22 protein-coding genes and 1 tRNA gene are annotated in these 26,195 nt (G+C 67.9%); 14 read left to right on the top strand and 9 right to left on the bottom strand.

Features of this window, described 5'->3' with window-relative positions:
* A partial coding sequence (locus ACE3P6_RS07505; protein WP_374393352.1) for an acetyl-CoA hydrolase/transferase family protein occupies nucleotides 1-1,327 on the top strand: 1,327 nt, incomplete at its 5' end.
* A gap of 357 nt (nucleotides 1,328-1,684) precedes the next feature.
* Here ACE3P6_RS07505 and ACE3P6_RS07500 read toward each other — a convergent pair.
* From ACE3P6_RS07500 to ACE3P6_RS07490, 3 genes are all read right to left on the bottom strand, one after another.
* Complete coding sequence (locus ACE3P6_RS07500) at nucleotides 1,685-2,113, bottom strand: EamA family transporter (protein WP_374393349.1); 429 nt, start codon at nucleotides 2,111-2,113, stop codon at nucleotides 1,685-1,687.
* 140 nt (nucleotides 2,114-2,253) lie between these two features.
* A complete protein-coding gene (locus ACE3P6_RS07495; RefSeq protein ID WP_374393346.1) occupies nucleotides 2,254-3,570 on the bottom strand; it encodes an ammonium transporter in 1,317 nt (438 codons plus the stop codon).
* Between the two features lie 26 nt (nucleotides 3,571-3,596).
* Nucleotides 3,597-3,935: a P-II family nitrogen regulator gene (locus ACE3P6_RS07490; protein ID WP_374393343.1), complete on the bottom strand. Its 339-nt coding sequence runs from the start codon at nucleotides 3,933-3,935 to the stop codon at nucleotides 3,597-3,599.
* Between the two features lie 272 nt (nucleotides 3,936-4,207).
* Here ACE3P6_RS07490 and ACE3P6_RS07485 point away from each other — a divergent pair, with 272 nt between their 5' ends.
* Nucleotides 4,208-6,514, top strand: coding sequence for a transglycosylase domain-containing protein (locus ACE3P6_RS07485; protein ID WP_374393341.1), 2,307 nt, complete (start codon nucleotides 4,208-4,210; stop codon nucleotides 6,512-6,514).
* A 70-nt stretch (nucleotides 6,515-6,584) separates the two neighbouring features.
* Nucleotides 6,585-7,205 carry a hypothetical protein gene (locus tag ACE3P6_RS07480; RefSeq protein WP_374393339.1) on the top strand — a complete coding sequence of 207 codons (621 nt, stop codon included), beginning with the start codon at nucleotides 6,585-6,587 and terminating at the stop codon, nucleotides 7,203-7,205.
* A gap of 77 nt (nucleotides 7,206-7,282) precedes the next feature.
* On the opposite strand, the gene ACE3P6_RS07475 is transcribed toward ACE3P6_RS07480, so the two are convergent.
* Nucleotides 7,283-7,903: a phospholipid-binding protein MlaC gene (locus tag ACE3P6_RS07475; protein ID WP_374393336.1), complete on the bottom strand. Its 621-nt coding sequence runs from the start codon at nucleotides 7,901-7,903 to the stop codon at nucleotides 7,283-7,285.
* Entirely contained in the window at nucleotides 7,893-8,729 is an 837-nt protein-coding gene (locus tag ACE3P6_RS07470; protein ID WP_374393334.1) for a VacJ family lipoprotein, read from the bottom strand. The genes ACE3P6_RS07475 and ACE3P6_RS07470 overlap by 11 nt, the downstream gene beginning before the upstream one ends.
* A gap of 140 nt (nucleotides 8,730-8,869) precedes the next feature.
* On the opposite strand from ACE3P6_RS07470, the gene ACE3P6_RS07465 reads away from it, so the two are divergent.
* The 4 genes from ACE3P6_RS07465 to ACE3P6_RS07450 all read left to right on the top strand — a co-directional run bounded on the left by ACE3P6_RS07465 (nucleotide 8,870) and on the right by ACE3P6_RS07450 (nucleotide 14,049).
* Entirely contained in the window at nucleotides 8,870-10,621 is a 1,752-nt protein-coding gene (locus ACE3P6_RS07465) for a type I secretion system permease/ATPase (protein WP_374393354.1), read from the top strand.
* A complete protein-coding gene (locus ACE3P6_RS07460; RefSeq protein WP_374393331.1) occupies nucleotides 10,618-11,913 on the top strand; it encodes an HlyD family type I secretion periplasmic adaptor subunit in 1,296 nt (431 codons plus the stop codon). The genes ACE3P6_RS07465 and ACE3P6_RS07460 overlap by 4 nt, the downstream gene beginning before the upstream one ends.
* A 143-nt stretch (nucleotides 11,914-12,056) precedes the next feature.
* Nucleotides 12,057-13,010, top strand: a complete 954-nt coding sequence (locus ACE3P6_RS07455; RefSeq protein WP_374393329.1) for a hypothetical protein — start codon at nucleotides 12,057-12,059, stop codon at nucleotides 13,008-13,010.
* Between the two features lie 55 nt (nucleotides 13,011-13,065).
* Nucleotides 13,066-14,049: an endonuclease/exonuclease/phosphatase family protein gene (locus ACE3P6_RS07450; protein ID WP_374393326.1), complete on the top strand. Its 984-nt coding sequence runs from the start codon at nucleotides 13,066-13,068 to the stop codon at nucleotides 14,047-14,049.
* Here the strand turns inward: ACE3P6_RS07450 and ACE3P6_RS07445 are convergent.
* On the bottom strand, nucleotides 14,013-14,918 hold the full coding sequence (locus tag ACE3P6_RS07445; RefSeq protein WP_374393323.1) for an epimerase: 906 nt from the start codon (nucleotides 14,916-14,918) through the stop codon (nucleotides 14,013-14,015). The two genes, ACE3P6_RS07450 and ACE3P6_RS07445, sit on opposite strands and share 37 nt — an antisense overlap.
* A gap of 83 nt (nucleotides 14,919-15,001) precedes the next feature.
* Between ACE3P6_RS07445 and ACE3P6_RS07440 the strand changes: the two genes are divergently transcribed.
* Together ACE3P6_RS07440 and leuB are read left to right on the top strand one after the other, a co-directional pair.
* Complete coding sequence (locus ACE3P6_RS07440) at nucleotides 15,002-15,877, top strand: LysR family transcriptional regulator (RefSeq protein WP_374393321.1); 876 nt, start codon at nucleotides 15,002-15,004, stop codon at nucleotides 15,875-15,877.
* 55 nt (nucleotides 15,878-15,932) lie between these two features.
* Nucleotides 15,933-17,039: a 3-isopropylmalate dehydrogenase gene (leuB, locus tag ACE3P6_RS07435; RefSeq protein ID WP_374393319.1), complete on the top strand. Its 1,107-nt coding sequence runs from the start codon at nucleotides 15,933-15,935 to the stop codon at nucleotides 17,037-17,039.
* Between the two features lie 15 nt (nucleotides 17,040-17,054).
* Here the strand turns inward: leuB and ACE3P6_RS07430 are convergent, their stop codons facing one another.
* On the bottom strand, nucleotides 17,055-17,423 hold the full coding sequence (locus tag ACE3P6_RS07430; RefSeq protein ID WP_374393317.1) for a hypothetical protein: 369 nt from the start codon (nucleotides 17,421-17,423) through the stop codon (nucleotides 17,055-17,057).
* Between the two features lie 246 nt (nucleotides 17,424-17,669).
* Here ACE3P6_RS07430 and ACE3P6_RS07425 point away from each other — a divergent pair, with 246 nt between their 5' ends.
* Together ACE3P6_RS07425 and ACE3P6_RS07420 are read left to right on the top strand one after the other, a co-directional pair.
* On the top strand, nucleotides 17,670-18,635 hold the full coding sequence (locus ACE3P6_RS07425) for a DMT family transporter (RefSeq protein ID WP_374369899.1): 966 nt from the start codon (nucleotides 17,670-17,672) through the stop codon (nucleotides 18,633-18,635).
* A gap of 46 nt (nucleotides 18,636-18,681) precedes the next feature.
* Nucleotides 18,682-18,758: transfer RNA gene (locus ACE3P6_RS07420), tRNA-Pro, on the top strand.
* Nucleotides 18,759-18,961: 203 nt separating this feature from the next.
* On the opposite strand, the gene ACE3P6_RS07415 is transcribed toward ACE3P6_RS07420, so the two are convergent.
* Nucleotides 18,962-19,957, bottom strand: coding sequence for a helix-turn-helix transcriptional regulator (locus ACE3P6_RS07415; protein WP_374393314.1), 996 nt, complete (start codon nucleotides 19,955-19,957; stop codon nucleotides 18,962-18,964).
* Nucleotides 19,958-20,048: 91 nt separating this feature from the next.
* Between ACE3P6_RS07415 and ACE3P6_RS07410 the strand changes: the two genes are divergently transcribed.
* From ACE3P6_RS07410 to ACE3P6_RS07400, 3 genes are all read left to right on the top strand, one after another.
* The gene (locus ACE3P6_RS07410) at nucleotides 20,049-20,762 is read left to right on the top strand and encodes a hypothetical protein (protein ID WP_374393311.1); all 714 of its coding nucleotides are present in this window, start codon (nucleotides 20,049-20,051) and stop codon (nucleotides 20,760-20,762) included.
* Nucleotides 20,763-20,828: 66 nt separating this feature from the next.
* On the top strand, nucleotides 20,829-21,947 hold the full coding sequence (locus ACE3P6_RS07405) for an exonuclease SbcCD subunit D (protein WP_374393310.1): 1,119 nt from the start codon (nucleotides 20,829-20,831) through the stop codon (nucleotides 21,945-21,947).
* Nucleotides 21,944-24,583, top strand: a complete 2,640-nt coding sequence (locus ACE3P6_RS07400; protein WP_374393308.1) for a chromosome segregation protein SMC — start codon at nucleotides 21,944-21,946, stop codon at nucleotides 24,581-24,583. The genes ACE3P6_RS07405 and ACE3P6_RS07400 overlap by 4 nt, the downstream gene beginning before the upstream one ends.
* A 265-nt stretch (nucleotides 24,584-24,848) precedes the next feature.
* On the opposite strand, the gene ACE3P6_RS07395 is transcribed toward ACE3P6_RS07400, so the two are convergent.
* Nucleotides 24,849-26,042, bottom strand: a complete 1,194-nt coding sequence (locus tag ACE3P6_RS07395) for an MFS transporter (protein WP_374393305.1) — start codon at nucleotides 26,040-26,042, stop codon at nucleotides 24,849-24,851.
* Nucleotides 26,043-26,195: the final 153 nt, after the last annotated feature.

Here is a 26,195-nt window from a genome sequence, read left to right as displayed (position 1 = left end):
GGATGCGATGGCCAGGGCGGCGAAGCGGATCACGGCGACGGAAGCGGCAGCACTGGTCAGGCCCGGCATGTGGCTCGACTACGGCGCGGTCCTCGGCCAGCCCGATGCCTTCGACGAGGCGCTGGCTGCCCGCCTTGGGCCCCTGACCGACATCCGCTTCCGGTCGGTGCTGACCGCCCGCCCCCGCGCGGTGCTGGAGGCGGACCCGGAGGGCAGGCACGTCCACTGGTTCTCGACCCATTTCTCCGGCTACGACCGAAGGAAGCACGACGCCGGGATGGCGCATTACCTGCCGGTGAACCTGGGCGAGGTGCCCGACTACTACCGCCGCTTCATCGACCCGCCGGATATCGTGGTGTTCAAGGCGGCGCCGATGGACGAGAAGGGCTACTTCAACTTCGGCCCGAACGTGTTGTGGATGCGGGCGCTGGTGGAGCGGGGGAAGGTGGTGATCGTCGAGGAGACGCCGACCCTTCCCTACGTCATGGGCGACGGCACCGGGGTGCATGTGTCCGAGGTCGACTACATCATCCCCGGTTTCGACACGCCGATGGCCGAGCTTCCCAAGGCCCCGGCGACCGAGGTCGACAAGGCCGTCGCCCGGCTGATCGCGGCGGAGGTGGAGGACGGGTCCTGCCTGCAGATCGGGATCGGGGGGATGCCGAACGCGGTCTGTTCGCTCCTGGCCGAAAGCCCGGTTTCCGACCTGGGCATCCATACCGAGATGCTGACCGACGGGATCGTCGATCTGTATCGGGCGGGGCGGATCACCGGGGCGCGGAAGCAGATGAACCCTGGCAGGATGGTCTGCACCTTCGCCCTGGGGGCGCAGTATCTGTACGACTTCATCGACCGCAACCCGGAGGTGGAGTTCCACCCGGTCGACTACACCAACCTGCCGCACATGATCATGCGGAACGACAAGGTGGTGTCGATCAACAACACCACCCAGGTCGACCTGCAGGGGCAGGCGGCGTCGGAGACGGACGGGTTCCGGCATATCTCGGGGACCGGGGGGCAGCTCCAGTTCGTGCGGGGGGCCTATGGGTCGAAGGGCGGGAAAAGCTTCATGTGCCTCGCCTCGACCTACGACAAGAAGGGGGAGCGGCGGAGCCGGATCGTGACGGCGCTGACAAGGGGCAACGTGGTGACGACGCCGCGGACCGATCTCATGTATGTGGTGACGGAATACGGGATGGCGAACCTGAAGGGGCGGTCGATCGCCGAGCGGGCGCGGGCCTTGATTTCCATCGCCCACCCGGATTTCCGCGAGGAGCTGGAACGGGACGCCTATGAGCACCGGCTGATCCCGCAGGGGTTCTACTGAGAGTGTCCACGGTGGACAAAATCTGTTAGTTCATTGGATTCAATATCTTGGCTTTTTTCGTTCAGCGTTTCTTAACGAGTCGCAAGTTGGGAACGCCTGTCAAATCGAGCGCCTTCGGCGCGAAGACTCCTTGTCTCGCCGTCTTGTGTGAAGGACACAAGACGGCTCGGATGTGCCTCCGGCGGGGATACTTGGGCAAATGTGAAAGGCAGGTCGAGGACTTTCGGTCGTAGCGCATCAGCGGCCCGGCATAGAGCATGGAGAGATGCTTGCCGAGCGTGTCGCCCCCGGCGAAGAGCAGCGCCACGCCTTTCAGGGGATTGCCGCTCTGCAAGGTCGGAACGGTCCCTGCCCTGGCTAGACCTTCAGCGCCACCAGGACCGCCCCGGCGGCGATCAGCACGACGCCGGTCCAGTTCACCGCCGACATCCGCTCGCCCAGGAAGACCGCTGCGAAGATCGCCACCAGCACCACGCTGAGCTTGTCGACCGGCGCCACGCGCGAGGCATCGCCAAGCTTCAGCGCCCGGAAATAGCAGAGCCAGGAGGCCCCGGTGGCAAGCCCGGACAGAGTGATCGCCCCCAGTGTCGTCCAGGAGACCTGGGCGGGGTTCTGCCACTGCCCGGTCCCGGCGACGATCAGGGCCAGGACGGCCAGCACGACGCAGGTCCGCAGCAGGGTGACGTAGTCGGAGGGAAGGCCACTGATGCCGATCTTGGCGAAGATCGCGGTCAGGGCGGCGAAGATGGCCGAAAGGAAGGCCCAGAATTGCCAGGTGGTTGTCATCGCGGTCCCCTCTTGTGCGGCGCCAGCCTAGACCGCGCCCCTGGCTTGGGGAAGGCCATGCAGTGCCATCGGGGTCCCCGAAGCAGACGGCCCGCGGGGAAGCTCCGCGGGCCGTTGCGGTTCAGTGGCAGTCCATGCCCTCAGCTGTGGTAGGCCTGTTCGCCGTGGCTGGTGAGGTCCAGGCCCTGGCGTTCGGTGTCGCTGTCCACCCGCAGGCCGATGATCACGTCGACCAGCTTGAAGGCGATGAAGGACACGACGCCGGACCAGACGATGGTGATCAGCACGCCCTCGATCTGGACCCAGAGCTGGGCGGCCATCGCATAATCGTCGCCCTTCACTCCGCCGAAGGCTGCCGCCGAGAAGACGCCGGTCAGGACCGCGCCGATGATGCCGCCGACGCCGTGGATGCCGAAGACGTCGAGGCTGTCGTCGTAGCCCAGCTTGTGCTTCACCGTGGTCACGAAGACGTAGCAGACGCCCGAGACGATCACGCCGAGCAGGATCGCCCCCATCGGGCCGATGGTGCCGCAGGCCGGGGTGACGGCGACGAGGCCCGCCACCATGCCCGAGGCCGCGCCCAGCATCGAGGCCTTGCCGCGCGCCAGGCCTTCGATGGCGCACCAGGCCAGCGTCGCGGCGGCGGTGGCGATGAAGGTGTTGATCATCGCGAGCGTCGCCCCGCCGTTGGCTTCCAGGTTCGAGCCGACGTTGAAGCCGAACCAGCCGACCCAGAGCATCGAGGCGCCGATCATGGTCATCACCATCGAATGCGGGGCCATGTTGTCCTTGCCGAAGCCGACGCGCTTGCCGATCAGCAGGCAGCCGACCAGTGCGGCGATCCCGGCGTTGATGTGCACCACGGTGCCGCCGGCGAAGTCGATGGCGCCCTTGACGAACAGGTAGCCGTTCGCGTCCCAGACCATATGGGCGATGGGGAAGTACGAAAACGTGCCCCAGAGGACCGAGAAGGCGAGGACGGCGGTGAACTTCACCCGCTCGGCGAAGGCGCCGATGACGAGCGCGGGGGTGATCGCGGCGAAGGTCATCTGGAAGACGATGAACAGATATTCCGGGATGACATAGCCCGCCGAGAAGGTCGCGGACATGCTGTCGACGGTGACACCGGACAGGAACAGTTTCGCCGTGCCGCCCCACCAGGCGCTGGTCGAGCCGCCGAAGGCCAGCGAATAGCCGTAGATCACCCAGACGATCATCATCACGCAGGCGATGACGGTGGTCTGCATCAGGATCGACAGCATGTTCTTCGACCGCACGAGGCCGCCGTAGAAGAGCGCGAGCCCCGGCAGCGTCATGAAGAGGACGAGGACCGGGGAGATCATCATCCAGCTGACGTCGCCCTTGTCCATCACGGGGGCGGCGTCCTGCGCCAGCGCGGGCAGGCCGGTCAACGCGGCAGTCAGCGCGCCGAGGCCGAGTTTCGTATGCAGTTTCATGTCAGGTGTTCCCCTCTTCCCGCCGTTCACAGCGCGTCGTCATCGGTTTCGCCGGTGCGCACCCGCACGGCATGTTCCACGTCCAGGACGAAGATCTTTCCGTCGCCGATCTTGTCGGTCCTGGCGGTGGTGCGGATCGTGGTGACCACCTGATCGGCCAGCGCGTCGGCAACGACGATCTCCAGCCGGACCTTCGGCACGAAGTTCACGGCGTATTCGGCGCCGCGGTAGATTTCGGTGTGGCCGGACTGGCTGCCGAACCCCTTGATCTCGGTCACCATCATGCCGCGCACGCCGATGGCGGTCAGCGCCTCGCGGACCTCCTCGAGCTTGAACGGCTTGATTGCTGCAATGATGAGCTTCACCTTCTGTCCCCTCGTTCCGTTGCATCAGGGCGCACCCTTCAAGGGGAATGAGGCGGGCGAATGCTGCAACTGCACAAGAAATCGCCGGGGGTGGAGGCGGCGACGGGGCCGGGATGTGCAGAATTTCTGCAGCTCACGGGGCTGATGCCCAATTCTTGAGCGGCAAAGCGATGCGAATCGTGGTCGGCCCGACTTCGCATTCCGGGAAATCCGGGGTATGGTCGCCGCCAAACGGGCTGGAACGGCCCAGGTCACGAGTTGGCAGAGCAGTCATGGCGGCGAAAGACCGGGGGCGCGGCCCCCTTGTTGCGGACAAACGGTATTCCTCCTCGCGCGCGGCCCCCTCGGGCGGCGGGCCGAAGAAGCCTGCGTCTCCGAAGCCCGCGCAGCCCAAGCGCAGCCGGACGCCCCGGCCCCGGCGGCAGCATGGGCTGGTGGTGGGGCTGATCCTGGCGGTCTGGCGCGTGCTCTGGGGCATCGCCTGGCGCGGAACGGTGATCGGGGCGCTGATCCTGGGCGGGGTGATCTGGTATTTCTACGCGCAACTGCCCGAGGTGGCCGACCTGATCGACGGGCGGGCGCGGGGCTCGGTCACCATGCTCGACCGCAACGGCGAGGTCTTTGCCTGGCGGGGGGAAACCTTCGGGGGGATGGTGACGGCGGACAGCGTCTCGCCCTTCCTGCGCGATGCGGTGGTGGCGACCGAAGACAAGCGGTTCTACTGGCACTATGGCATCAGCCCTCGCGGGATTGCCTCGGCGATCCGGATCAACCTGTCGGAAGGGCGGGGCGCGTTCGAGGGCAACGGCGGCTCGACCATCACCCAGCAGACGGCGAAGCTTTTGTGCCTTGGCGTGCAGTGGGACCCGAAGCTGTGGAAGTCGGAAGCCGACTACGAGAAGGACTGCCGCCAGGGCGGGATGTGGCGGAAGATCAAGGAAGTCCCCTTCGCGATGGCGATGGAGACGAAGTATTCCAAGGAAGAGATCCTGACGATCTACTTCAACCGGGCCTATCTCGGCGCGGGCGCGCGCGGCTTCGAGGCGGCGGCGCAGCGCTATTTCGGCAAGTCGGCCAAGGATGTGACCCTGCCCGAAGCGGCGATGCTGGCGGGGCTTCTCAAGGCGCCGTCGACCTATGCCCCCACCGCCAGCATGGAGCGGGCGCGCAACCGGGCGGCGGTGGTGATCGGCCTGATGCTGGAGCAGGGCTATATCACCAAGGCGCAGGCCGACGACGCGCTGGCCCATCCCGCCACCCTGTCGAAGGCCGCGAAGCAGAAGGCGGGGGGCTATTTCGCCGACTGGGTGATGGAGACGACGCCGGACTACCTGGCGCGGGACACGACGGAAGACGTGATCATCGAGACGACGCTGGACCAGGACATCCAGAAGAAGGCGGAAGAGGCGCTGAAATGGGTGTTCGACAACAAGGTCGCGGAAGGCTCGAAGGCGCAGGCGGCCATCGTGGTGATGAGCGCGGATGGCGCGGTCAGGGCGATGGTCGGCGGGCGCGACATCCCGAATGCGGGTGACTTCAACCGCGCGACCCAGGCTGTGCGACAAACGGGATCGACCTTCAAGCCCTTCATCTACGCGGCGGCGATGGACCTTGGCTACAGCCCGATGGACCTGGTCGAGGACACGCCGATGTGCATCTACACGGCCGGGTCGGGCGACTGGTGTCCGCAGAACTACGACAAGAAGTTCAAGGGCCAGATCACGCTGACACAGGCACTGGCCGAAAGCCGGAACATCCCGGCGGTGCGGGTTTCGGAAGCCGTGGGCCGTGATCTGGTCAAGCAGGTGGCGACCGACTTCGGCCTGGCGCAGAACTTCGCCGACGGCCCGGCGCTGGCGCTTGGCGTGTCGGAATCGACCTTGATCGACATGACCGGAGCCTTCGCGGGCATCCTGAATGGCGGCTCCTCGGTCGCACCCTACGGGTTCGACTCGCTCAAGCTGAAGGGGATGGACGAGCCCCTGTTCGGCGCGGGCGGCGGCATCGGCGAGCGGGTGATCAGCGAGAAGGCGGCGCACGCGCTGACCTACATGATGACCGAGGTGCTGAACTCGGGCACCGGGGGACGCGCGCGGCTGGATGACCGCGAGGCGGCAGGCAAGACCGGCACGACGACCAGCGCGCGCGACGCCTGGTTCGTGGGCTTTACCGCGGATTACGTCGTCGGCGTCTGGATGGGCTATGACGACAACAGTCCCCTGAAAGGCGTGACCGGCGGCGGCCTTCCGGCCGAGATCTGGCACGAGGTCATGGTGCGGATCGACGAGGGCCTGCCCGCGAAACCTCTGGTCAAGGAAATCCCGGATTCCACCTATGCGCCCCTTGGCACCGGAACCGGCGAAGGCGCGGTCGCCGCCGAGGATGTGCCCTATTTCGACGATCCGAACGCCCCGACCTACGACAATGTCTACATCGACCCGACGACCGGCGAGGCAATCCCGGTCTACGACGGCCCGCCGCCGGCCGGGGCGGTGCCGGAAGGGCCGGTGACGAAAGCATCGCCCAAGGGGGATGTCGTCGAGCAGTTGCTGGATGGCGTGCTGGGCGGGAACAACTGACGCAGCACTTGTCTGGTTTCCGGTTCGGGCATAGCCTTCGGCCAGGGTTTCGCCTTGCCCGGAGAGCGCCATGCGCATCGTGGAACAGACCCCTGACCGCCTGGTGCTGGAAATCCGCCCGGTCGGGCTGATGCTGCTGTGCGTGGGGCTGTTCCTCTTGTTCTTCGCCCTGGGCTTCGGGATGCGGCTGGTCCTGCCCGCCCTCGCCGGGCTGGTCGGAATGCCGCAAACGCCGAAGCTGACGAACCTGCCCTCTGTCCCCGGGATGAACGCGCTGGGCTATGCCTCGGTGATCCCGCTACTGGTCGCGGTGTTCCTGATCAAGACCCGGCGGCTGAGTTTTGACCGGGCATCGGGCGTGATCTCGCTTGCCAGCCGGGGTTTGCTGGGCCGGGGCGAGAAGACCTATCCGCTGGAGGCTTTCCAGGGTGCCACGCTGGCGGCCAGCCGGTCGAACAATTCCGGCACGACCTACCGCGCCGTCCTGCAGTTCTCGGGGACGACGGGACAGGTTCCGGTCACGCCCTATTCGACCAGCGGGCCGGGGCCGTCGCGGACGGTGGAGGCGATCAACAGCTGGCTGGGGCCACGGGTGAGCGTCGGCGGCGGCCCGTCGCTCACGCTGAGCGGGCCGCAGGCGCAGGAAGCGCTGGCCGCGCTGGAGAAGCTTGGGATCCGGGTGCCGCGCTGAGGGGATTGCTCGTCGGGACTACACCCCATCTCGTCATTTTCCGCGACGAGAAGGCGAAGCCGCACGAGGAGCCCCCGTCAGAGTTTGGCGAGATCCGCGATCAGGCGGTCGAGATCGCCGCCCCGCTGGTCGAGAAGCGCGCCCATCTCGGTGCGCTCGCTGGCCAGCATGTTCACGCCCTCGATGATGATGTTGAAGAACAGGCTCTTGCCCGACTTGTCGGACACATGCCAGCGCACCTCGAACGGGCTCTCGCCCGACATGTAGGCGGTCGAGATCACCTCGAAGTAGCTTTTCACCGCGCGGGCATCCGACACTTCGATCCGCCCGCCGATGAATTCGCGGAAGCGGCGACCGTACTTGCGGCTGATGTAGCCCTGGAAGGCCTTGGTATAGGCCGAAAGCTGCGCCTTCGAGGCCGAGCGTGCCGCAGTGCCGAGGACGGACCGCGCGATGGCGGGCACGTCGGCATAGCGGGCGAAGAGCTTCTCGAAGTCCTTCAGCATGGCGGCTTCGGACTTGCCCGAGTTGATGATCGAGTTGATGTCGCCCACCGTCTTGTCGACCAGCGATTTCGCGGCATCGGCGGTCAGCGCCAGCGCGGGCAGCGGCAGGGCGGCAAGGGCCGCGGCTGCGGTCAGCCCGGCGGTGAAGCCACGGCGCGAAAGGATCAGGTCCCGGAAACGGTTATTGGGCATAGGGGTCCTCGTAAGGGTCGATGAAGCCGTCGTCGGTGGTGGGCGCTTGCGCACCGGTGGCGTCCGCATAGGGGTCGATGAAGCCGTCGTCACTGGCCGCACCGGCGGCCCCATCCCCCCGCGCCAGCTGGAAGCGCCGGTTCTGCAGGTAGAGAAGCCGCGCCTGAGCATAGCTGTCCGCGCTTTCATATAGGAGCGAATCCACCGTCGCCGAGAAGCGGTCGCGATCACCAAGCCGTGAGAGGAGCTTGAGGATCGTCGCGGCATTGGCTTCCTTCCGCGGCAGGGCCAGCCGGACCGGGTCCATCGCCAGGTCGACGACCATGCCCACGGTATCGCGGGCCGTGGACGGCCCGGCCAGCGGCAGTTCCATGTAGGGCCCTTCACCGACACCCCAGACATGCAGCGTCTCGCCGAAATCGGTCGGCTTGCCCTCGACCCCGGCGTAGGAGGCGAAGTCGACCAGGCCGAAGACACCGAAGGTCAGGTTGGCCAACAGGCGGACGGAGTTCTCGCCAGCATCGGCCAGGCGGAACTGCAGGAGGTTGTTGGCGATGTCGCCGGGCAGGTCCAGCGTGTCGGCCACGTTGCCGACGGCGCGCTTCAGCGGCTCGGGCACCACGCCGTAGCCCTTGGAGGCCGGACCGACCAGCGCACGGTCCACCCCCTTGTTGAAGGCATGGACCTTGCGGTTCGCGGGTTCGAACGGATCGTTGATGCCATTGGCAGCCGGGCTCGCGCCGCAGGCGGACAGAAGCCCCACCGCTGCAACGAGCGCCGAAATTCGCAACCGGCGTCCTGAAATAAATGGAATGTTCAGACCCATATCCCTACTGTCCGGCCACCACGCCGCCAACGACAGTCTTGCGCGGGCGTTGGCAAGGCATAGAACCCCGACTTGCCCAATTCAACGGTCAAGCGTGGCAGATGCGCCGCGCATGGCAGGAAGACGCCAAGGAAGACACGATGGCAGCGCCCGCGAAGCAACCGACCGACGGCAGGGCCGGCAAGCCCGAACTTGCCGCTGCCCGCGCCGCCTCGCGCCAGGCGGTTGCGGTGGCTTTCCTGTTCTCGGCCCTGGTCAACCTGCTGATGCTGACCGCGCCTTTGTACATGCTGCAGGTCTATGACCGGGTGCTCGTCTCGCGCTCGGAAGAGACGCTTCTCGCGCTGACCCTGCTGATGGGGTTCCTGTTCCTGATGATGGGGCTTCTTGACTATGCCCGGGGCCGGATCATGGCGCGGGTTGGCGCGCGGCTGCAGGACCGGCTCGATGCGCGGGTGCTGAGCGCCGCCTTCCGCCGCCTGACCGTCGCCCCGCAGGACACCGCCGCCCTTGCCGCGCAGAAAGACCTTGATGCCATCGCCCGCTTCTGGTCCTCGCCCGTCGTCCTGGCGCTGCTCGATGCGCCCTGGGCCCCGTTCTTCGTCGCCGCGATCTTCGTCTTTCACCCCTGGCTGGGCTGGCTGGCCCTCTTCGGCGGGCTGGTGATCGTGGGCCTCAGCTGGCTGAACCAGCAGGGAACCGAGGCACCGCTGCAAGGCGCGAACCTTGCCACGCTGGCGGCGGAACGCCAGGCCGAGAACCTGAAGTCGGAATCCGAGCTGATCCAGGCCCTGGGCATGTCCGGCGCCGCCTTCGCCCGCTTGAAGCTGCGCCGCGACCGGGCGCTGGAGGCGGGGTTGCAGGCCTCGGACCTGTCGGGGCGCTATGCGGTCGCGATCAAGACCTTCCGGCTGTTCCTGCAATCGGCGATGCTGGGACTTGCCGCCTGGCTGGTCCTGCGGCAGGAGCTTTCGGCCGGGGCGATGATTGCCGCCTCGATCCTGATGGGCCGGGCGCTGCAGCCGGTGGAACAGGCGGTGGGCCAATGGCCGGTCGTCACCCGCGCGCGGCAGGCCAAGGCGCGCCTGACGGACCTTCTGGCCCAGACCCCGCCACCGCCCCCCCGGACCGAGCTTCCGCGCCCGCGCGCCCTTCTGGACGTGCAGGCGCTGAGCGTCGTTCCGCCCGGCGCCGCCATCCCGGTGCTGCGCGGGCTGAGCTTCCAGCTTCCGCCGGGGCAGGCGCTGGGGGTGATCGGACCGTCCGGGTCGGGCAAATCCTCGCTCGCCCGCGCGCTGACCGCTGTCTGGCGGCCTGCTGCGGGGCGCATCCGGCTGGATGGCGCGACGCTCGACCAGTACGGTCCCGATGCGCTGGGGGCCTGCATCGGCTATCTGCCGCAACGGGTGACCCTGTTCGATGGCACCATCGCCGACAATATCGCCCGGCTGCACGCGGGTGCCGATCCGGCGCAGATCATCGCCGCTGCAAAGGCAGCCGCTGCGCATGAGATGATCCTGCGCTTGCCCGATGGCTATGACACCCAGGTCGCCAGCATCGGCAGCCGGTTGTCCGGCGGGCAGATCCAGCGCATCGGCCTGGCCCGTGCGCTTTACGGCGATCCGGTGCTCTTGATTCTGGACGAGCCGAACTCGAACCTCGACAACGACGGATCGCACGCCCTGAACCAGGCGATCCGCACCGCCAAGGCGCGCGGGGCCTCGGTGCTGATCATGGCGCATCGCCCGGCAGCGATCCAGGAATGCGACCTGCTTCTGGTCATGAACGAGGGCGCCGCCGCCGGTTTCGGCCCGCGCGATGCGGTGCTGCGCGAAACCGTGCGCAACGCGACCGAGATCGTGCGCTCCGCCGCGCCGGGAGGGGTGGCATGACCCCTGCCCTCTCGATCCGCCGCCCGGTGATCCTGGGGTTGGCTGCCACGCTGGCATTGGTTCTGGGCTTCGGCCTCTGGGCCACGCTGACCCATATCTCGGGCGCCATCGTCGCCCAGGGGCAGATCGAGGTCGAGCGTGACCGCCAGGTCGTCCAGCACCCCGATGGCGGTGTCGTGGCGGAAATCCTGGTCAAGGAAGGCGCGCGGGTCGAGGCGGGGCAGATGCTGCTGCGGCTGGATGGCGCGGCGCTGCGCTCGGAACTGACCATCGTCGAGGGGCAGTTGTCGGAACTGGCCGGTCGCTCGGCCCGGCTGACCGCCGAACGCGATGGGCTGACCAGCCTTGAGTTTCCTGCCGACATCCTTGCCCTGGCCGAAACCTCGAAGGAGGTGGCCGCCCAGCTTGACGGCCAGCGCCGCCTGTTCGAGGCCCGCGCCGCGACACTGGCCGAACAGCGCGAGCTTCTGGCCCGGCGGATCGACCAGATCACCGCACAGTCGAACGGAATCGCGGCACAAAGCGCGGCTCTGACCCGCCAGCTTGCCCTGATCGAACAGGAGCTTGCCTCGCAGCAAAGCCTGCTTGACAAGGGGCTGGCCCAGGCCGGGACGGTGCTGGCGCTGCAACGGGAACAGGCCCGGCTGGAAGGTCAGATCGGCGAGCTGCAAGCCGAACTGGCGCGGACCGAGGGCCAGGTGACCGAGATCGAGATCGAAAGGTCCAGCCTCGACACCGCCCGGCGCGAAGAAGCCACGACCGAACTGCGCCAGGTCGGGCCGATGCTGCTGGAGCTTGCCGAACGCCGCCGCGCGTTGCGTGAAAGGATCGACCGGCTGGACATTCGCGCGCCGGTCGCGGGCATCGTCCTGGGCCTGCAGGTCACCACGCCGCAATCGGTTCTGCGTCCGGCGGAACCCGTGCTTTACGTCATCCCGCAGGACCGCCCGCTGGTGATCACCGCGCGCATCGCGCCGATCCACATCGACGAGGTGTCCGTCGGGCAGGCGGCTGACCTGGTCTTTCCGGCCTTCTCGGCCCGCGACACGCCACACCTGACCGGTCGCGTCACGCTGGTCTCGGCCGACGCGCTGAGCGATCCGCAGTCGGGGGCGACCTATTACACCGCCGAACTGGAACTGGCCGAGGGCGAGCGTGCCCGGCTGGGCGACCGCGTGCTGGTGCCGGGAATGCCGGTCGAGGTCTTCCTGCAGACCGGGCGCCGCACGCCGCTGGCCTATCTGGTGAAGCCTTTCACCGATTATTTCGCGCTCGCCTTCCGTGAAAGCTGACCGACAGCCTGCGGGATTGTGCGGAGATTTCGCACGACGCCGCCCCTTGGGCCAAGACTGACCCTTAAATGGCCACAAAGCTTGGGCTAGATACGCACAACCAGAGCGAGACTACGGGAATCGGTGCGGAATTGGGCGGAATTGTGGCAAGTGGAACCGCATGGATCGAGGCACTGCGCGCCAAGCTGCGGCTGACCGCCGTCATCTCGACGGATGGCTGGGCGCGGACCTGGGCCTCGCGGGCGATCGCGGCGGCGGTGCGCGCCTTCCTGGTAATGATCCTGATTGTCGCGCCCTCGGTGATCCTGCCGGGGATCGGCACCGACACCAAGCAGATCGTGGCACTGCTGGCCCTGTTCGGCGGTGCGCTGGTCTTCTTCGAATACAACGCCGTCTACCCCAGCCTGATCGAGTTTCGCGACGGCGCGCCCTACAACCGCATCCGCTATCTGATGATGCTGACCATCGTGGTCGTCCTGTCCTCCATCGTCGCCGATCTTGAGGATTCCACCACCGTCTCGCGTTTCTTCCATGCGCTGGGGCTTCTGATCGGGGCCTCGCTCGACTTTCCCTATTCGCCGGTCCGGCTGGCCAGCTACATGCTGGACGACACCGCCACCGCCGCGCAGATCGTGCAGGTCAAGGTGGCGGCGGGGACGGCCTACCTGATCTCGCTCTTCTCGCTCGCGCTCTTCGTCATCGTGCTGAAGCTGGTCGGCTGGCCCTCGACGAAAACTGCGTTCAACGTCTGGGTGAACCTGCCCACCTTCGAGCCGACGGCGGGTGGCGACGTGGTCGACCGGCTGGTGCGCGATTCGCATGCCAATCTGGCGGTCGGGTTCCTGCTGCCCTTCGTGATCCCGGCGGTCGTGGCGGTGCTCACCTCGGGGATTCCGTCGGATACTCTGACCTCGCCGCAGACGCTGATCTGGACGATGGCGCTCTGGGCCTATCTGCCGGCGGCGCTGATCATGCGGGCCGTCGCAATGGCGCGGATCGCCGACATGATCCGCATCAAGCGGGCGGCGAAGCTGGCCGTGCTGGGCGCGATCGAGCCGTCGCAGCTGGATCACGACGACGAGGACGACGATCTTTAGGCGCTTCCTTCTGCTGCTGGCCCTTTGCACCCCCGCCGGGGCGGATGTGCTGCGGGTGGCGACCTGGAACGTCGGCCTTGACCGCAAGGGTCCGGGGCTGCTGGTGCAGGACCTGCACCGGGGCGAGGACCCGCAGATCGCCGCCATCGTCCGGGTGCTGGCACGGCTGGATGCCGATGTGATCCTGCTGACTGCGGTCGATTACGACCGGGGGGGCGTGGCGCTGCGGCTACTGGCCGACCGGCTGGCGACCGCGGGGGCGGATTTCCCCCACCGCTTCGCGTTCCGCCCGAACACCGGCCTGCAGACCGGCTTCGACGTCGATGGCAATGGGCGACCGGGCGATCCGCGCGATGCGCAGGGGTTCGGGCTGTTCTCCGGGCAGGGCGGGATGGCGGTGCTGTCGCGGCTGCCGCTGGACGAGGCCGGGGCGCGGGATTTCTCCGGCTTCCTCTGGCGCGATCTACCCGGTGGGCTGGGCAACGATCCGCCAGAGCTGGCGGCGGTGCAACGGCTGGCGACGACCGGCTTCTGGGACGTGCCGGTGGAGACCCCGTCCGGCCCGCTGCACCTTCTGGCCTGGCACGCGACGCCGCCGGTCTTCGACGGGCCGGAGGACCGCAACGGGCGCCGCAACCATGACGAGGCGGCGTTCTGGCGGCTGTTGCTGGAGGGCGCGCTGCCGATGCCGCCGCCGGAGGGGTCCTTCGTCCTCTTGGGCGACGGCAACCTCGACCCCACCGATGGCGATGGCTTGCGCGAGGGAATCGGGGCGCTTCTGGCGCATCCCGCCCTGCAGGACCCCGCGCCGCAGGGGGGGCAGGACCGGACCGACCCCGGCCAGAGCGGCGACCCGCGCCTGGATACCGTGCTCTACCCGGATCTCGGCGGGTTGCGGCTGGATTATGTGCTGCCCTCGGCTGGGCTGCGCGTGATAGACGCCGGCGTGATGTGGCCCCCTGCGGACGACCCGCTGCTGTCCGACCTCACCGCCGCCTCGCATCACTTTCCGGTCTGGATCGACATCGACCTGCCCTGAAGCCCGCGCGTGGCAAGGTGGCGCAGGATCACCTCATCAAGATCGGTGTCCTGCCAGTCCGGGAGCCAGCGTCGCAGGGGGGCGGGGTCCAGCGCATGCGGGAAGCTGGACAGGTACAGCATCTCGCGCAACTCGCGGGCCAGTTCCCAGACCGGGCTCGCCACGGTGAAGATCCAGGTCGGGAAGTGGCGGATACGCGTCGGGCGGCCGGACAGCCGGGACACCCGGGCCGCGAGGTCGGCAAGGGTGAAGGCATGGCCTGCGAAGGGAATGTCGGCATAGGCCGGCAGCGCCTCACCCAGTTCGGCCAGCGCGACCGCTGCCCGCGTCATGTCGGGCAGATAGGCATAGGCATGCAGCGCCTCGGGATCGCCCAGCGCGGTGATCCGCCCCTTGGCGACCTGCCCCAGCGTCACCCGGTTCATCAGCATCTGCGGCGCCTCGGGCAGCAGGAAATCGCCCCCGCGCAGCAGGATCGTGCGCTGGCCCCGGTCCGATGCCTTGCGATACCGGGCCTCCATCTCGGCCCGGATGCGGCCCTTGCGGCTGACCGGGCGATGCGGGGTGTCGGCGTTCCAGGGGCCGGGTTCCTTCCCGAAAGGGTAGACATTTCCCGGCACCAGCAGCACCGCGCCGGACGCCTTTCCCGCCGCCAGCACCGCCGTGGTGATCTCGGGGATCAGCCGGGCCCAGTCGTGATAGTTCGGCGGGTTCAACCCGTTGACGACCAGCGCCGCCCCCTTGGCCGCTGCAGCCATGTCGGTGCCACGGCTATAGGGCCGAACGGTCCAGCCCGCCGCCCGAAGCGCCTTTGCCGCCTGCCCGCCGAAGCCGCCCGACGCGCCAAGAACCAGGGCTGTCCGTGTCATGGGGATCTCCTTTGCCAGAGATATGCGGAGGCGACCGATCAAATGGAATTGCATGAAAATGCTGACCGGATATTCATTTCCGTATGGACCTGCCCGACTGGACCCTGATCCGATCCTTCCTGGCCGTGGCCGAGGCCGGGTCGCTGTCCGCCGCCGCCCGGACCATCGGGGTCAGCCAGCCCACCCTTGGACGCCACATCCAGGCTATCGAGCAGGCGCTTCAGGTCGCGCTCTTCACCCGCACCTCCCAAGGCCAGGCGCTGACCGAGGCGGGTGAGGCGCTTCTCCCTTCGGCCCGGGCGATGCAGGCCGCAGCAGCCGAGCTTGCGATGACCGCCCGCAGCCGTTTCGCCGGGATCGAGGGCACCGTCCGCATTACGGCCAGCCGCGTGGTATCCCAGGTGATCCTGCCGCCGGTCCTGGCGCGGTTGCGGGCCGAGGAGCCGGGCCTCCAGATCGATCTCGTGCCTTCGGACACCAGCGAGAACCTCTTGTTCGGCGAGGCGGACATTGCGCTGCGGATGTATCGCCCGACCCAAGGGGACCTGGTGGCGCGGCATCTGGCCGACCTGCCGCTGGGGCTTTTCGCCGCGAAAGCCTATCTCGACCGCAAGGGCCGCCCGACCTCGCCTGCCGAGCTGATGCGTCTCGATTTCGTCGGTCAAGACCGGATGGACCAGATCATCCGGGTGATGCAGGCGCTGGGGATCGACGTGACCCGCAGCTTCTTTCCCGTGCGCTGCGACGACCCGCTGACCTATGTCGAACTGGTCCGCGCCGGTTGCGGGCTGGGTGGCATCCTGCGGGCGGTGGGCGACGCCGACCCGCTGCTGGAGCGGATCGACCTGATCCCCGGCCTGCCAAGCCTGCCGGTCTGGCTGACCGCCCCGCCCCGCCTGCGCCAGTCGCCCCGCCTGCGCCGGGTGTGGGATGCCCTTGCGGCAGCCTTCCCGGCTTGAAGTTTTCCCGGCGAAAAGCTAGGCGAACCGCAACCCTTTTCCCAGGAGCACGCGCGTGGCAAATCCCTCCCTCCTTATCCTTGCCGGTGACGGCATCGGCCCGGAAGTCATGGCCGAGGTGAAGAAGATCATCGGCTGGATGGGCGCGAAGCGCGGCGTCCAGTTCGACGTCAGCGAAGACCTGGTCGGCGGCTGCGCCTATGACGCGCACGGGGTCCCGCTGACCGATGCGACGATGGCCAAGGCGCAGGAGGTCGATGCGGTGCTGCTGGGCGCGGTGGGCGGCCCGAAATACGACAAGCTGGACTTTTCCGTCAAACCGGAGCGCGGGCTCTTGCGCCTGCGCAAGGAGATGGACCTGTTTTCGAACCTGCGCCCGGCGCAGTGCTTCGATGCGCTGGCGGATTTCTCGTCGCTGAAGAAAGAGGTCGTCGCGGGCCTCGACATCGTCATCGTCCGCGAACTGACCAGCGGCGTCTATTTCGGCGAGCCGCGCGGCATCTTCAAGGAAGGCAACGAGCGGGTCGGGATCAACACCCAGCGCTATACCGAATCCGAGATTGCCCGAGTCGCCCGGTCGGCTTTCGAACTGGCGCGCAAACGGGGCAACAAGGTCTGCTCGATGGAGAAGGCCAACGTGATGGAATCCGGCATCCTGTGGCGCGATGTGGTGCAGGAGGTGCACGACAAGGACTACCCGGATGTCGAGCTGTCGCACATGTATGCCGACGCGGGCGCGATGCAGCTCTGCCGCTGGCCCAAGCAGTTCGACGTGATCGTGACCGACAACCTGTTCGGCGATCTTCTCTCTGACATGGCCGCGATGCTGACCGGATCGCTGGGGATGCTGCCTTCCGCCAGCCTTGGCCTGCCGATGGCGAACGGCCGCCCGAAGGCGTTGTATGAGCCCGTCCACGGCTCGGCCCCCGACATCGCGGGGCAAGGCAAGGCCAACCCGATCGCCTGCATCCTGTCCTTCGCAATGGCACTGCGCTATTCCTTCGATCTGGGCGAGGAAGCCACCCGCGTCGAGAAAGCGGTCGAAAAGGTCCTGGCCGACGGTGTCCGCACTGCCGACCTGATGGGGCCGGAGGGCGGCACCCCGGTCTCGACCAGCCAGATGGGCGACGCCGTGGTCGCGGCACTGGACGCAAGCCTCTGAGCGGGCGGGTCGGGGTCAGACCATGCCGCGCAACATCTTGGCGCGCGTGAAGAACCCCGACCCGAGCTTCTCGATCCGGTTGTCGTGACGCCAGACCCAGGCCTCGCCCTCGATCAGGCCGCCGACGGAATTGACTTTGACGATCAACCGGTTCTTGCTGCGTTCGCTGCTGCCGGAGCCATGTCCGGTTGCGTCCATCTTCAGGAAATACTCGCCGCCGGATTTCGAGCCGGGATACTTCGCCAACAGCTCCACACCGATGTAATAGGCGTTCGCGGTGCTCTTGTTGACCGTGCCCTTGGCGACCCGCCCCTGCAAGGTCCCCAGCGTGTCGGCAAAGTTCACATGTTCGCGCTCGTTTGGATTGTAGGTCAGGTCGGGCATCTGCAACCTCCGGTTTGTTCCAGGATCAGGATAGCGGATTAATCAACCTTTTCGGCAGGAAATGCGTCGGCAACCCGGGATGCCCGATCCGGCCTGAAACTTCCCCCCCGGCCGTCGGCGGGGCCTTGGCGGGCGATTGACCGCCTGAGAGGGGCAGACCCGGCCTTGCATCCGGCGCGGTTCCGGGCGAAACTGTTTCCGCTAACGCGGCGCGGCGACGCGCCCCAGCCCCTCGGAACCTTCGCGATGTCCCCCACCCTGCGCGGCGCCCTTCTCTCGCTTGCCGCTTTCGCCGCCTATGCCACGCATGATGTCGTGGTGAAGTTCCTCGGCGGGCATTACTCCTCGTTCCAGACCATGTTCTTCGCCGGGCTGATGAGCTTTCCGCTGGTCACCATCCTGCTCCTCAGCGACCGGCGCGACGGCACGCTGATCCCGCGCCATCCCTGGTGGACCGCGCTTCGAACCGTCAGCGCGGTGGTCACCGGGGCGATGGGTTTCTATGCCTTTTCCGTCCTGCCGATGGCAACCTGCTACGCGATCTTCTTCGCCATGCCGCTGTTCATCACGCTGATGGCGATCCCCATGCTGGGCGAGAAGGTGGGCCTGCGTCGCGGCATCGCGGTGATCGTCGGGCTTCTGGGTGTCATCATCGTGCTGCGCCCCGGCAGCGGCGACGGGTTTTCGCTGGGCCACCTCGCGGCGCTGGGGGCAGCGACCACCGGGTCGCTCTCCTCGATCATCGTGCGCAAGATCGGTCGCGACGAACGCTCGGTCGTGCTGATGCTGTATCCGATGGTGCTGACCTTCGTCGCCACCGGCGCGCTGATGCCGGTGGTCTACCAGCCGATGCCGGTCACCCATCTGGCCTTGACCGCGGTGATGGCCTTCCTCGGCACGCTTGGCGCACTGGGCAGCATCGCCGCCTATCGGATCGCCCCGGCGGTGATCGTCGCGCCGATGCAGTATTCGCAGATCATCTGGGCCGCGATCTACGGCTGGCTGTTCTTCGACGAAGGCGTCGATTTCTACACCGCCGTCGGCTCCACCGTGATCATCCTCTCCGGCATCTACATCGTCCTGCGCGAGGGCACGCCTTCGGTCAGCCAGAATCGCCCGGTGCTGGAAAACCGCACGCGCTGGGAGATCGGGACCTTCCCCCGCATCTCGAGCTGGCTGAAGCGGTTCGAAAGGGGCGGCGATCAGGCGTGAGGCCTCTTGCCAAAGCGCGGCGGACGGGATAACCCCCCGCCACGGTCGGAGCGTAGCGCAGTCTGGTAGCGCACCTGCTTCGGGAGCAGGGGGTCGGAGGTTCGAATCCTCTCGCTCCGACCAATTCAGAAAATCCCGAAAATCAACATGTTGAAAAATGGCGTGCGCGCCGCAGGGGCAGGTTTCCGGCGGTAGCGGTTCGCCTCCGATCCCTGCATGAGCCAGGTACCATCTCGCTCCTTCGACCGGACGAGGCGGCGGGGAGAGTCGGCGCACGGCGTGATTCCCCGCTGTGCGGCATCCCGCATTGGCCGCGCCCGGCGACCTCAGGGCAGGGCCGGAAAATCATCGCGCCTGTTGCGGGCGACCATGTCACGCAGGCCTTTGGGGGCGATCACCTCGACCGCGTCGCCCCAGGTGTAAAGGTGCCAGGCCATCTCCAGATGTCCCGAGGCCAGAAAGCGCACGGTCAGACTGCCGTCGGCCTCTTTCGTCAGCTCCTGCGTCGGATGGAAGATGAACTCGCCGGCGGTGGGGGCGGCGGCGGGGGTGAAGCGCCAGACGACCTCGCCATATTCATGATCGGCATGATAGCTGCCGAAGGCGCGATTGGCGTGGGTGGCAAGATCGAAACCGGGATCGCGGGCAAAGCTGTCCGCCTCAAGCCGCGCTGTCGCGATCCGGTCCAGACGGTAGTGCTGCATCCGCCCGTCGCCGCCCGTCTCGCGCGCAACCAGGTAGCGCCGGGTGCCAAGGAGCAGGCCATGCGGCTCCAGCCGCCGTTCGCGGTTGGGGTCGCGGCCGCCAGCATAGACGATGGTCAGGACATGCGGGCCCTTCAGCGCTTCGCCGATGGTGGCCAACAGCCCCGCCTTCACAAGCACCCGGGGGCCGGGGCGCGACGCGAAGCCATGCGCTTCCAGCACCGCCTCGGCATCGGCCTCGGCCCGGCGGGCATGCGGGCCGGGCATGGCCGACAACAGGCGGTCGCGCAGCCCTGACAGGGCGCTGACTTCCGTCAAGGCGCCGTCGCGCCCGGCCCGGCGTATCGCCATTTCCAGCGCGGCCAGTTCGCTGTCGCGGATGCCCTGGGCCAGCATCAGGCGCGCATGATCGGCCCGCAACTTCCAGAACTTGCGCCGGTCGTCATCGACTTCGGTGCTGCAGTTGGGGAAGGTCTCCTCCAGCGCCTTGGTCATGCGCTGCGCGGTGCGCCGGTCGACACCGAACGCCTCCTCGATGTCCGTCAGCGACACCCCGCGGTAGCGGGAGGTGGCCATTTCGGCGAGGCGCAAGAGATCGGTGGCTTTCTGAAAGGACATCGGCCCTCCCTGACAGGATTTGCCACCCTTATGGCGCAATCTGAAGCTGTTGACGATTCCCTAACCATGACTCCAGCCACGGGAGGTCCAGATGCAGATGACGCATGTCGATTTCAGCCGCTCGACGGCGCTTCGCACCTCTCTGAAGCGCGGTCTTGCGCGGCAGGCCTTGTCCGAAGCCGATCGGGACAGCGCCGACCTGCCCGCGCTCTTCGCGCTTGCGGCGGGTCTGCGGCCGAATCCGAAGGGGCTTGACCGGATGGCCGCCCGCCTTCGCGCCCAGCGTGGTGTCACCCGTGTTGCGCAGGCCGCATGCCGCAAGGCCCTGAGCTTCACCGCCCGCGCCCTGCGCCGCGTTGAGGCGCGGGCACAGGGCGAAACCGCCTTCCATGAAACCGGCCTGATCTATCTTCGCGCGCGTACCGAACGGAGCGGGGGACAGTCATGCTTTCGGATTTCTGCCGTCAGCTTCTGCGGGCATGCGCTGGAACGGCTGGTCGAACGGTCGGACCTGCCGCTGAAGGCGCTTCTGCCTGCCGTCGATGCCGAGGCGCAAGCCATCTTCCGCAGCTGGGACCGCGGCGCGCGGATTGTCGAGGACGGCGATGAATTCCACCCCGCCTCGACCCCCGGCGTCTGGGCCGGAGGTCATGACGCAATGTGCCTCGATCCGGACTGGGGGCTTTCGACCGCAGCCGCGCCGTCGATCCCGGTCTTCTCGGTCCGCACCTTCCTCTCTCCGGCCGAGATGCGCCCCACCGTGTATCTGCGCTGGAAGAACGACCCGACCTGTCGAATTCTCTGAATACAATCGGCAAATTCCGGGCCGATCACCATTGCCCGCACTGCCTGCTTGAGGCCATCTGAGCGCATGACGCCATATCGTTTTCTCCACTCCTCCGACCTTCACCTCGGCAAGCCGTTCGGCAGGCTCCCCGAAGGCATCCGCCACCGCCTGCGCGAGGCACGGCACGGCGCGATTGGGCGACTGGCGGCGGCGGCACGGTCCGGTGGGGCCGTGACCATCCTTCTGGCCGGTGACACCTTCGATGCCGAAACGCCCGCCCCCGACACATTGCGGCAGGCGCTGGCCGCGATGCGCGAGGCGTCCGACCTGACCTGGGTGCTGTTGCCCGGCAACCACGACAGCCTGAAGGCGTCCGAACTCTGGCAACGGATCGCCACCGACGGCCCGGCGAACCTGCGCGCGCTTGCCTCGGACGCTCCGGTCGAGCTTGCGCCGGAAATCTGGCTGCTGCCCGCGCCTTGCACGCAACGCAACGCGGGGCGCGACCTGACCGAGGCCATGTCCGCCGCCACGCCTGCGGGCGCACGCCGCATCGGCCTTGGGCACGGGGCGATCACCGACTTCTCCGGCGAGGACGGGGCGACCGGCATCATCCCGCCCGACCGGGCGCAGCGGTCCGGCCTCGACTACCTCGCGCTTGGCGACTGGCACGGCCAGATGCAGGTCAGCCCGACGACCTGGTACTCGGGCACGCCCGAACCGGACGGGTTCAAGCATGATGCGCCCGGTTCGGCCCTGCTCGTGACCCTCGACGGCCCGGTGCCGCAGGTCGCTCCCGTCGGTGTCGCCGGGTTCCGCTGGCTTCGACCCGAGATCAACCTGCTGCCGGGCGAAGACGCGGCCAACCGCATTGCCACCGCGCTTCCGCCGACCGGTGCCCGCGACCACCTGGTCCGACTGACGCTGAAGGGGCGCCTGCCACTGGCCGAACGTGCCGCAGTCGAGGCCGGTCTTGCCCATCGCGCCCCGGACTTCGGCTGGTTCGCCACCGACCTGACCGGACTTGCCGTCGAGGCGCTGCCGGAAGACCTGGACCAGATCGACCATGCCGGGGCCCTGCGCCAGGCCGCAGAAGCGCTTCTGGCCGAAGCCGGGGACGCCGGTCGCTCGCAGGCCGAACGCGACACGGCCGCCTCGGCGCTGGCCCGGCTCTATGCCCTGACGCAAGAGGTCCGGGCATGAAGCTGCGCGCGATCGAGCTGACCAACATCCGCCGCTTCGCGGGCCGCAGCGCCCGGCTGTCCGGCATCGGCGACGGCATCACCGTGCTGTGCGAACCGAACGAATTCGGCAAATCCACCTTCTTCGACGCCCTGCAAGCAGTGTTCTTCGAACGGCACGGCAGCCGGAACGCCGTCATCAAATCCCTGCAACCCCATGCCGGGGGCGCGCCCGAGGTCGGGGTCGAGATCGATCTGCCGGAAGGCCGGTTCCGCATCGTCAAGCGCTGGCTGCAGCGGCCCCAGGCCCAGGTGTTCGACGCTTCGGGTCGCCTCGTCGCCCAGGCGGACGAGGCCGAGGCCTGGATCGACCGGATCATCGGCGCCGGGCTGCACGGCCCCTCGGGTCTCCTTTGGGTGCGGCAAGGGCTGATGGGGGTCGAGCCTGACGGCAGCGGCACCGAAGACCGGCGCGAACGCGAGAGGGGCCTTTCCACCCGACGCGACCTCCTGTCCTCGGTCGCGGGCGAGATCGACATGATGACCGGCGGTCGGCGGATGGATCTTGTTCTCGACAAGGTGACCGCAGCGCTTTCGGTCCTGGTGACGGACAGCGGTCGGCCCAAGGCCAATGGCGAATGGAAGCGGGCGCTGGATCAGGCCGACATGCTTGCCGCGCGCGAGGCCGAGTTGCGGCGCGGCGTCGAGCGTCTGTCCGACGACCTGTCGCGTCGGTCCGAACTGCAACGCACCCACGCCCGGCTGACCGATCCCGAGGCCGTCGCCGGGCGGACCGCAGCGCTTGCCCAGGCAGAGACGGCGCACGCGGCAGCCCTCGCGCATCAGGCCCGGATCACCCAGAGCGAGACGGACCTGCGCCTGGCTCGTCTTGACGCGGAACGCGCCGAAACCGAGCTTGCCCGGCTCGGGATGCTGACCAACCGCCGGGCCGAGGCGGAAGCCGCCCTGCACCAGTCCGAGGCAGCGGTGAACGAAGCCCGGGCGCGGGCGGATGAACTGGCGCAGCGCGAACGAGCCGCGGCAACGGCAGGGGAAGCGGCTGCCGCCTCGACCCGCGACCTGCGCCTTCGGCTGGATCGGGCCAACCGTGCCCGGTCGGCCAGCCTTGCAAGGCGCCAGGCCGAGGATCTGCGGCGCCGGGCGACCCGGGCGGACGAGGTCCTCGCCGATCTTGAAAAGGCCCGGGCCGGTCGCCACCGCATCGTGGCGACGCCCGAAACGGTGGCCACGGTCGAGACGGCACAGACCGCGCTCGACCTTGCCCAGGCGCGAGCCGAGGCGCAGGCCGTCACCATCGAGGCCCTGCCCGAGGGCGAGGCCCGGCCGCTGCTGGCGGGTCAGCCCTTGCCTGCCGGGCCCCAGCCCTTGCTTGTGGCAGCCGAGCTGACCCTGCCGGGCTTCGGCTGCCTGCGGATCGACCCGGGCAGCGCCCGCATGTCCGAACCCTCGACCGCAATCCTGGCTGCACGGAAGCGGCTGGACCAGGCCCTTGCCGCCTGCGGGGTGGAAAGCCTGGCCGCCGCCCGGGCGGCGCTGCTCCAGGCCGGGGAATTCGACTCGGGGATCCGGCAGGCGACGGCGTTGCTGGCGGCCATCGCTCCCGACGGCATCGACGCCCTGCGATCTGCTCTGGCCCGCGCACTGGCAGACGGGGCCGACACGCTGACCGAGGAGTCAGCCGAGGACCCCGAAAGCCTGTCCGTTGCCCTGACCACCGCCGAGTCCGCAGAAACCGCAGCGACCGCCGCCCTGCGCGTCGCGCATGATCTGGCGACCCAGGCGAACCAGGCCCGGGCCGTCGCCGAAGCGCACCGCACCTCGGCCGAGCGCGTGCTGTCTGCTGCCCGGTCCGAGGCCGGGGACGCGGCAGATCTCGCTGACCGGATCGCCCGCCTTGCCGCGACGGTTCCGCCGCTTGCCGCGGCCCGCACTACGGCGGAGGCCACGCTGGCGGCCCTGCGGGCTTCGGCCCCGGATGTGGCCACCACCGAGGCCCGCCTTGCCCGCGCGAAAGGTGCGTCCGACCAGGCTGCCCAAGAGAGCGCGAGGGTTCGCGAGGATCTTGCCGGTCTCAACGCCAGCATTGCGGCGCGTGCCGACGAGGGCCTGGAAGAGCACCTGTCGTCCGTCTCGGAGGAACGCGCCGAAGCCGAGGCCCGCGCCGCCCGCTACGAGGCCGAGGTCCGGGCCCTGACACGCCTGCGCCAGGCCCTCGACGACGCACGCACCCGGGCCCGCGACACCTATTTCGCACCCGTGGTGCGCGAGTTGCAGCCGCTCTTGTCCATCCTTCACCCCGGTGCCCGGTTGCTGATCGACGACGCCACCCTCCTGCCCACCGCCCTGACCCGCAACGGCCAGGAGGAACCGCTCGATATCCTCTCGGGCGGCACGCGCGAGCAGTTGGCGATCCTGACCCGGCTTGCCTTCGCCCGGCTCTTCGCCGCCTCCGGTCGCCCGGTCCCGGTGATCCTGGACGACGCGCTGGTGCATTCCGACGATGACCGGATCGAGGCGATGTTCGATGCGCTGCACCGCACGGCCCGCGACCAGCAGATCCTGGTCTTCACCTGCCGCCAGCGGGCCTTTGCGGCCCTGGGAGGAGAGCGGGCAACAGTGGCCATCGAGACGGCTTGACCTGGAAATCGTCGGTCAAATCGGATGCCCTGCCAACCCTGTCCAGATGGCTCGCGCTGCGTGGTCGGCGGCCTTGGCGTGGAACCGGACGATCGCTTCCGGCATTCCCCGCAGGATCCGCGCGCTCTTGCGGGCATCCGTCCGCCAGATCAACCCCTGTCGCGCCCGGCGCACCGTTGGCGAAGGCTGGCCGATCTCGCCGTCCACAGGCTGTTCTGCCTCCCCGACGACGGCCAGTGGCCGACCGGGCAGCGGCAAACCCCGTCTAGGCGTGCGTCTTCGGCAGGAACCAGGTCACCAGCCCGACGACCGGCAGGAACGAGCAGATCACATAGACCTCATGCAGCCCGATCCGGTCGGCCAAGGCCCCCAGGAATGCCGCCGCCAGCCCGCCCAGCGCGAAGTTGAGGCCATAGAACACCCCGCCGATCAGCCCGATCCGGCCCGGCATCAGCTCCATCGCGTACAGCATGATCGAGGCGAAGGCGCTGGCCATGATCAGGTTGATCAGCACCGTCAGCGCGACCGTTCCCGCCAGCCCGACATGCGGCAAGAGCAGCGTCAGCGGCAGCGGCCCGAGGATGGAAATCCAGATGATCCGGTGCCGCCCGATCCGGTCGCCCACCATCCCGCCGACCAATGCACCGATGGCCGAGGAGATGAAGATCACGAACAAAAGCACCTGCGACTGGGCAATCGAGACGCCGAAGGTCTCGATGACATAGAAGGTATAGAAGGACCGGAAGCTTTCCAGATAGGCCAGCTTCGACGCCATCAGCAGCACCAGGATCATCAGGCCCAGCCGCACCTGGCCGGGCGTCAGCGCCGCCGTCGCATGGGATCGCGCCGATTTCGCCGCTGAATGGAACGCCTCGCGCAGGCGGGTGTGCTGCCCCGCAATGCGGATCAGGAGAAGCATCGCGATGATCGGCGCCACGGCGAAACCGGCAAGGCTCGACTGCCCCAGCGGCACGATGATCAGGGCGGCCGCCAGCGGCGCGACCGCCCCGCCGACCTGGCCGCCGACCTGGAAGATGCCCTGCGCCAGCCCGGCCCGGCCTTGCGCCGCATAGCGCGCCATCCGCGTCGCTTCGGGGTGGAAGATCGACGAGCCGATGCCGATGCAGGCGACCGAGGCGAGGATCAGCGGGTAGCTTGGCGCAAAAGCCAATGCGGTGATGCCGGTCAGGGTGAACCCCATGCCGACAACCGAGGAATAGGGCAGCGGGCGCCGGTCGGTGTAAAGCCCGACAAGCGGCTGGAACAGCGACCCGGCGATCTGGAAGGTCAGGGTGATCATTCCGATCTGCACCAGGTCCAGCGCGAATTCGGCCTTCAGGATCGGGTAGATCGCGGGAATCAGCGCCTGGATCAGGTCGTTCAGAAGATGCGCCGCGCCCAGCATGACCAGAATTGGCAGGAAGGTCGAACTCTCGGCCTGGGCCGTCATCGTGGTCATCTGCATCTCTCCCCTGCCCGGCACGCCGCCTTGGTGGACGGGCGGCAGTGTGACGGCAAGCCCGCGGCTTTGGAAGGGACCGTCGCGCACAGATGCCATGCGCAGAGCGCAAGTCAGCCATGCAGTCGGGCCGGATCGCGTCGCTTGTATACT

Source organism: Tabrizicola sp. (assembly GCF_041911175.1).
In the GTDB taxonomy this organism is placed as follows: Bacteria; Pseudomonadota; Alphaproteobacteria; order Rhodobacterales; family Rhodobacteraceae; genus Tabrizicola.
This window is presented reverse-complemented; position numbering and strand designations above follow the sequence as displayed.

Bases quoted from the DNA above. Each gene is read 5' to 3' on its own strand.
- ACE3P6_RS07500 (WP_374393349.1), bottom strand. From the start codon at position 2,113: ATGACAACCACCTGGCAATTCTGGGCCTTCCTTTCGGCCATCTTCGCC.
- ACE3P6_RS07495 (WP_374393346.1), bottom strand. From the start codon at position 3,570: ATGAAACTGCATACGAAACTCGGCCTCGGCGCGCTGACTGCCGCGTTG.
- ACE3P6_RS07485 (WP_374393341.1), top strand. From the start codon at position 4,208: ATGGCGGCGAAAGACCGGGGGCGCGGCCCCCTTGTTGCGGACAAACGG.
- ACE3P6_RS07480 (WP_374393339.1), top strand. From the start codon at position 6,585: ATGCGCATCGTGGAACAGACCCCTGACCGCCTGGTGCTGGAAATCCGC.
- ACE3P6_RS07475 (WP_374393336.1), bottom strand. From the start codon at position 7,903: ATGCCCAATAACCGTTTCCGGGACCTGATCCTTTCGCGCCGTGGCTTC.
- ACE3P6_RS07470 (WP_374393334.1), bottom strand. From the start codon at position 8,729: ATGGGTCTGAACATTCCATTTATTTCAGGACGCCGGTTGCGAATTTCG.
- ACE3P6_RS07465 (WP_374393354.1), top strand. From the start codon at position 8,870: ATGGCAGCGCCCGCGAAGCAACCGACCGACGGCAGGGCCGGCAAGCCC.
- ACE3P6_RS07460 (WP_374393331.1), top strand. From the start codon at position 10,618: ATGACCCCTGCCCTCTCGATCCGCCGCCCGGTGATCCTGGGGTTGGCT.
- ACE3P6_RS07445 (WP_374393323.1), bottom strand. From the start codon at position 14,918: ATGACACGGACAGCCCTGGTTCTTGGCGCGTCGGGCGGCTTCGGCGGG.
- ACE3P6_RS07440 (WP_374393321.1), top strand. From the start codon at position 15,002: ATGGACCTGCCCGACTGGACCCTGATCCGATCCTTCCTGGCCGTGGCC.
- ACE3P6_RS07430 (WP_374393317.1), bottom strand. From the start codon at position 17,423: ATGCCCGACCTGACCTACAATCCAAACGAGCGCGAACATGTGAACTTT.
- ACE3P6_RS07425 (WP_374369899.1), top strand. From the start codon at position 17,670: ATGTCCCCCACCCTGCGCGGCGCCCTTCTCTCGCTTGCCGCTTTCGCC.
- ACE3P6_RS07415 (WP_374393314.1), bottom strand. From the start codon at position 19,957: ATGTCCTTTCAGAAAGCCACCGATCTCTTGCGCCTCGCCGAAATGGCC.
- ACE3P6_RS07410 (WP_374393311.1), top strand. From the start codon at position 20,049: ATGCAGATGACGCATGTCGATTTCAGCCGCTCGACGGCGCTTCGCACC.
- ACE3P6_RS07405 (WP_374393310.1), top strand. From the start codon at position 20,829: ATGACGCCATATCGTTTTCTCCACTCCTCCGACCTTCACCTCGGCAAG.
- ACE3P6_RS07400 (WP_374393308.1), top strand. From the start codon at position 21,944: ATGAAGCTGCGCGCGATCGAGCTGACCAACATCCGCCGCTTCGCGGGC.
- ACE3P6_RS07395 (WP_374393305.1), bottom strand. From the start codon at position 26,042: ATGACCACGATGACGGCCCAGGCCGAGAGTTCGACCTTCCTGCCAATT.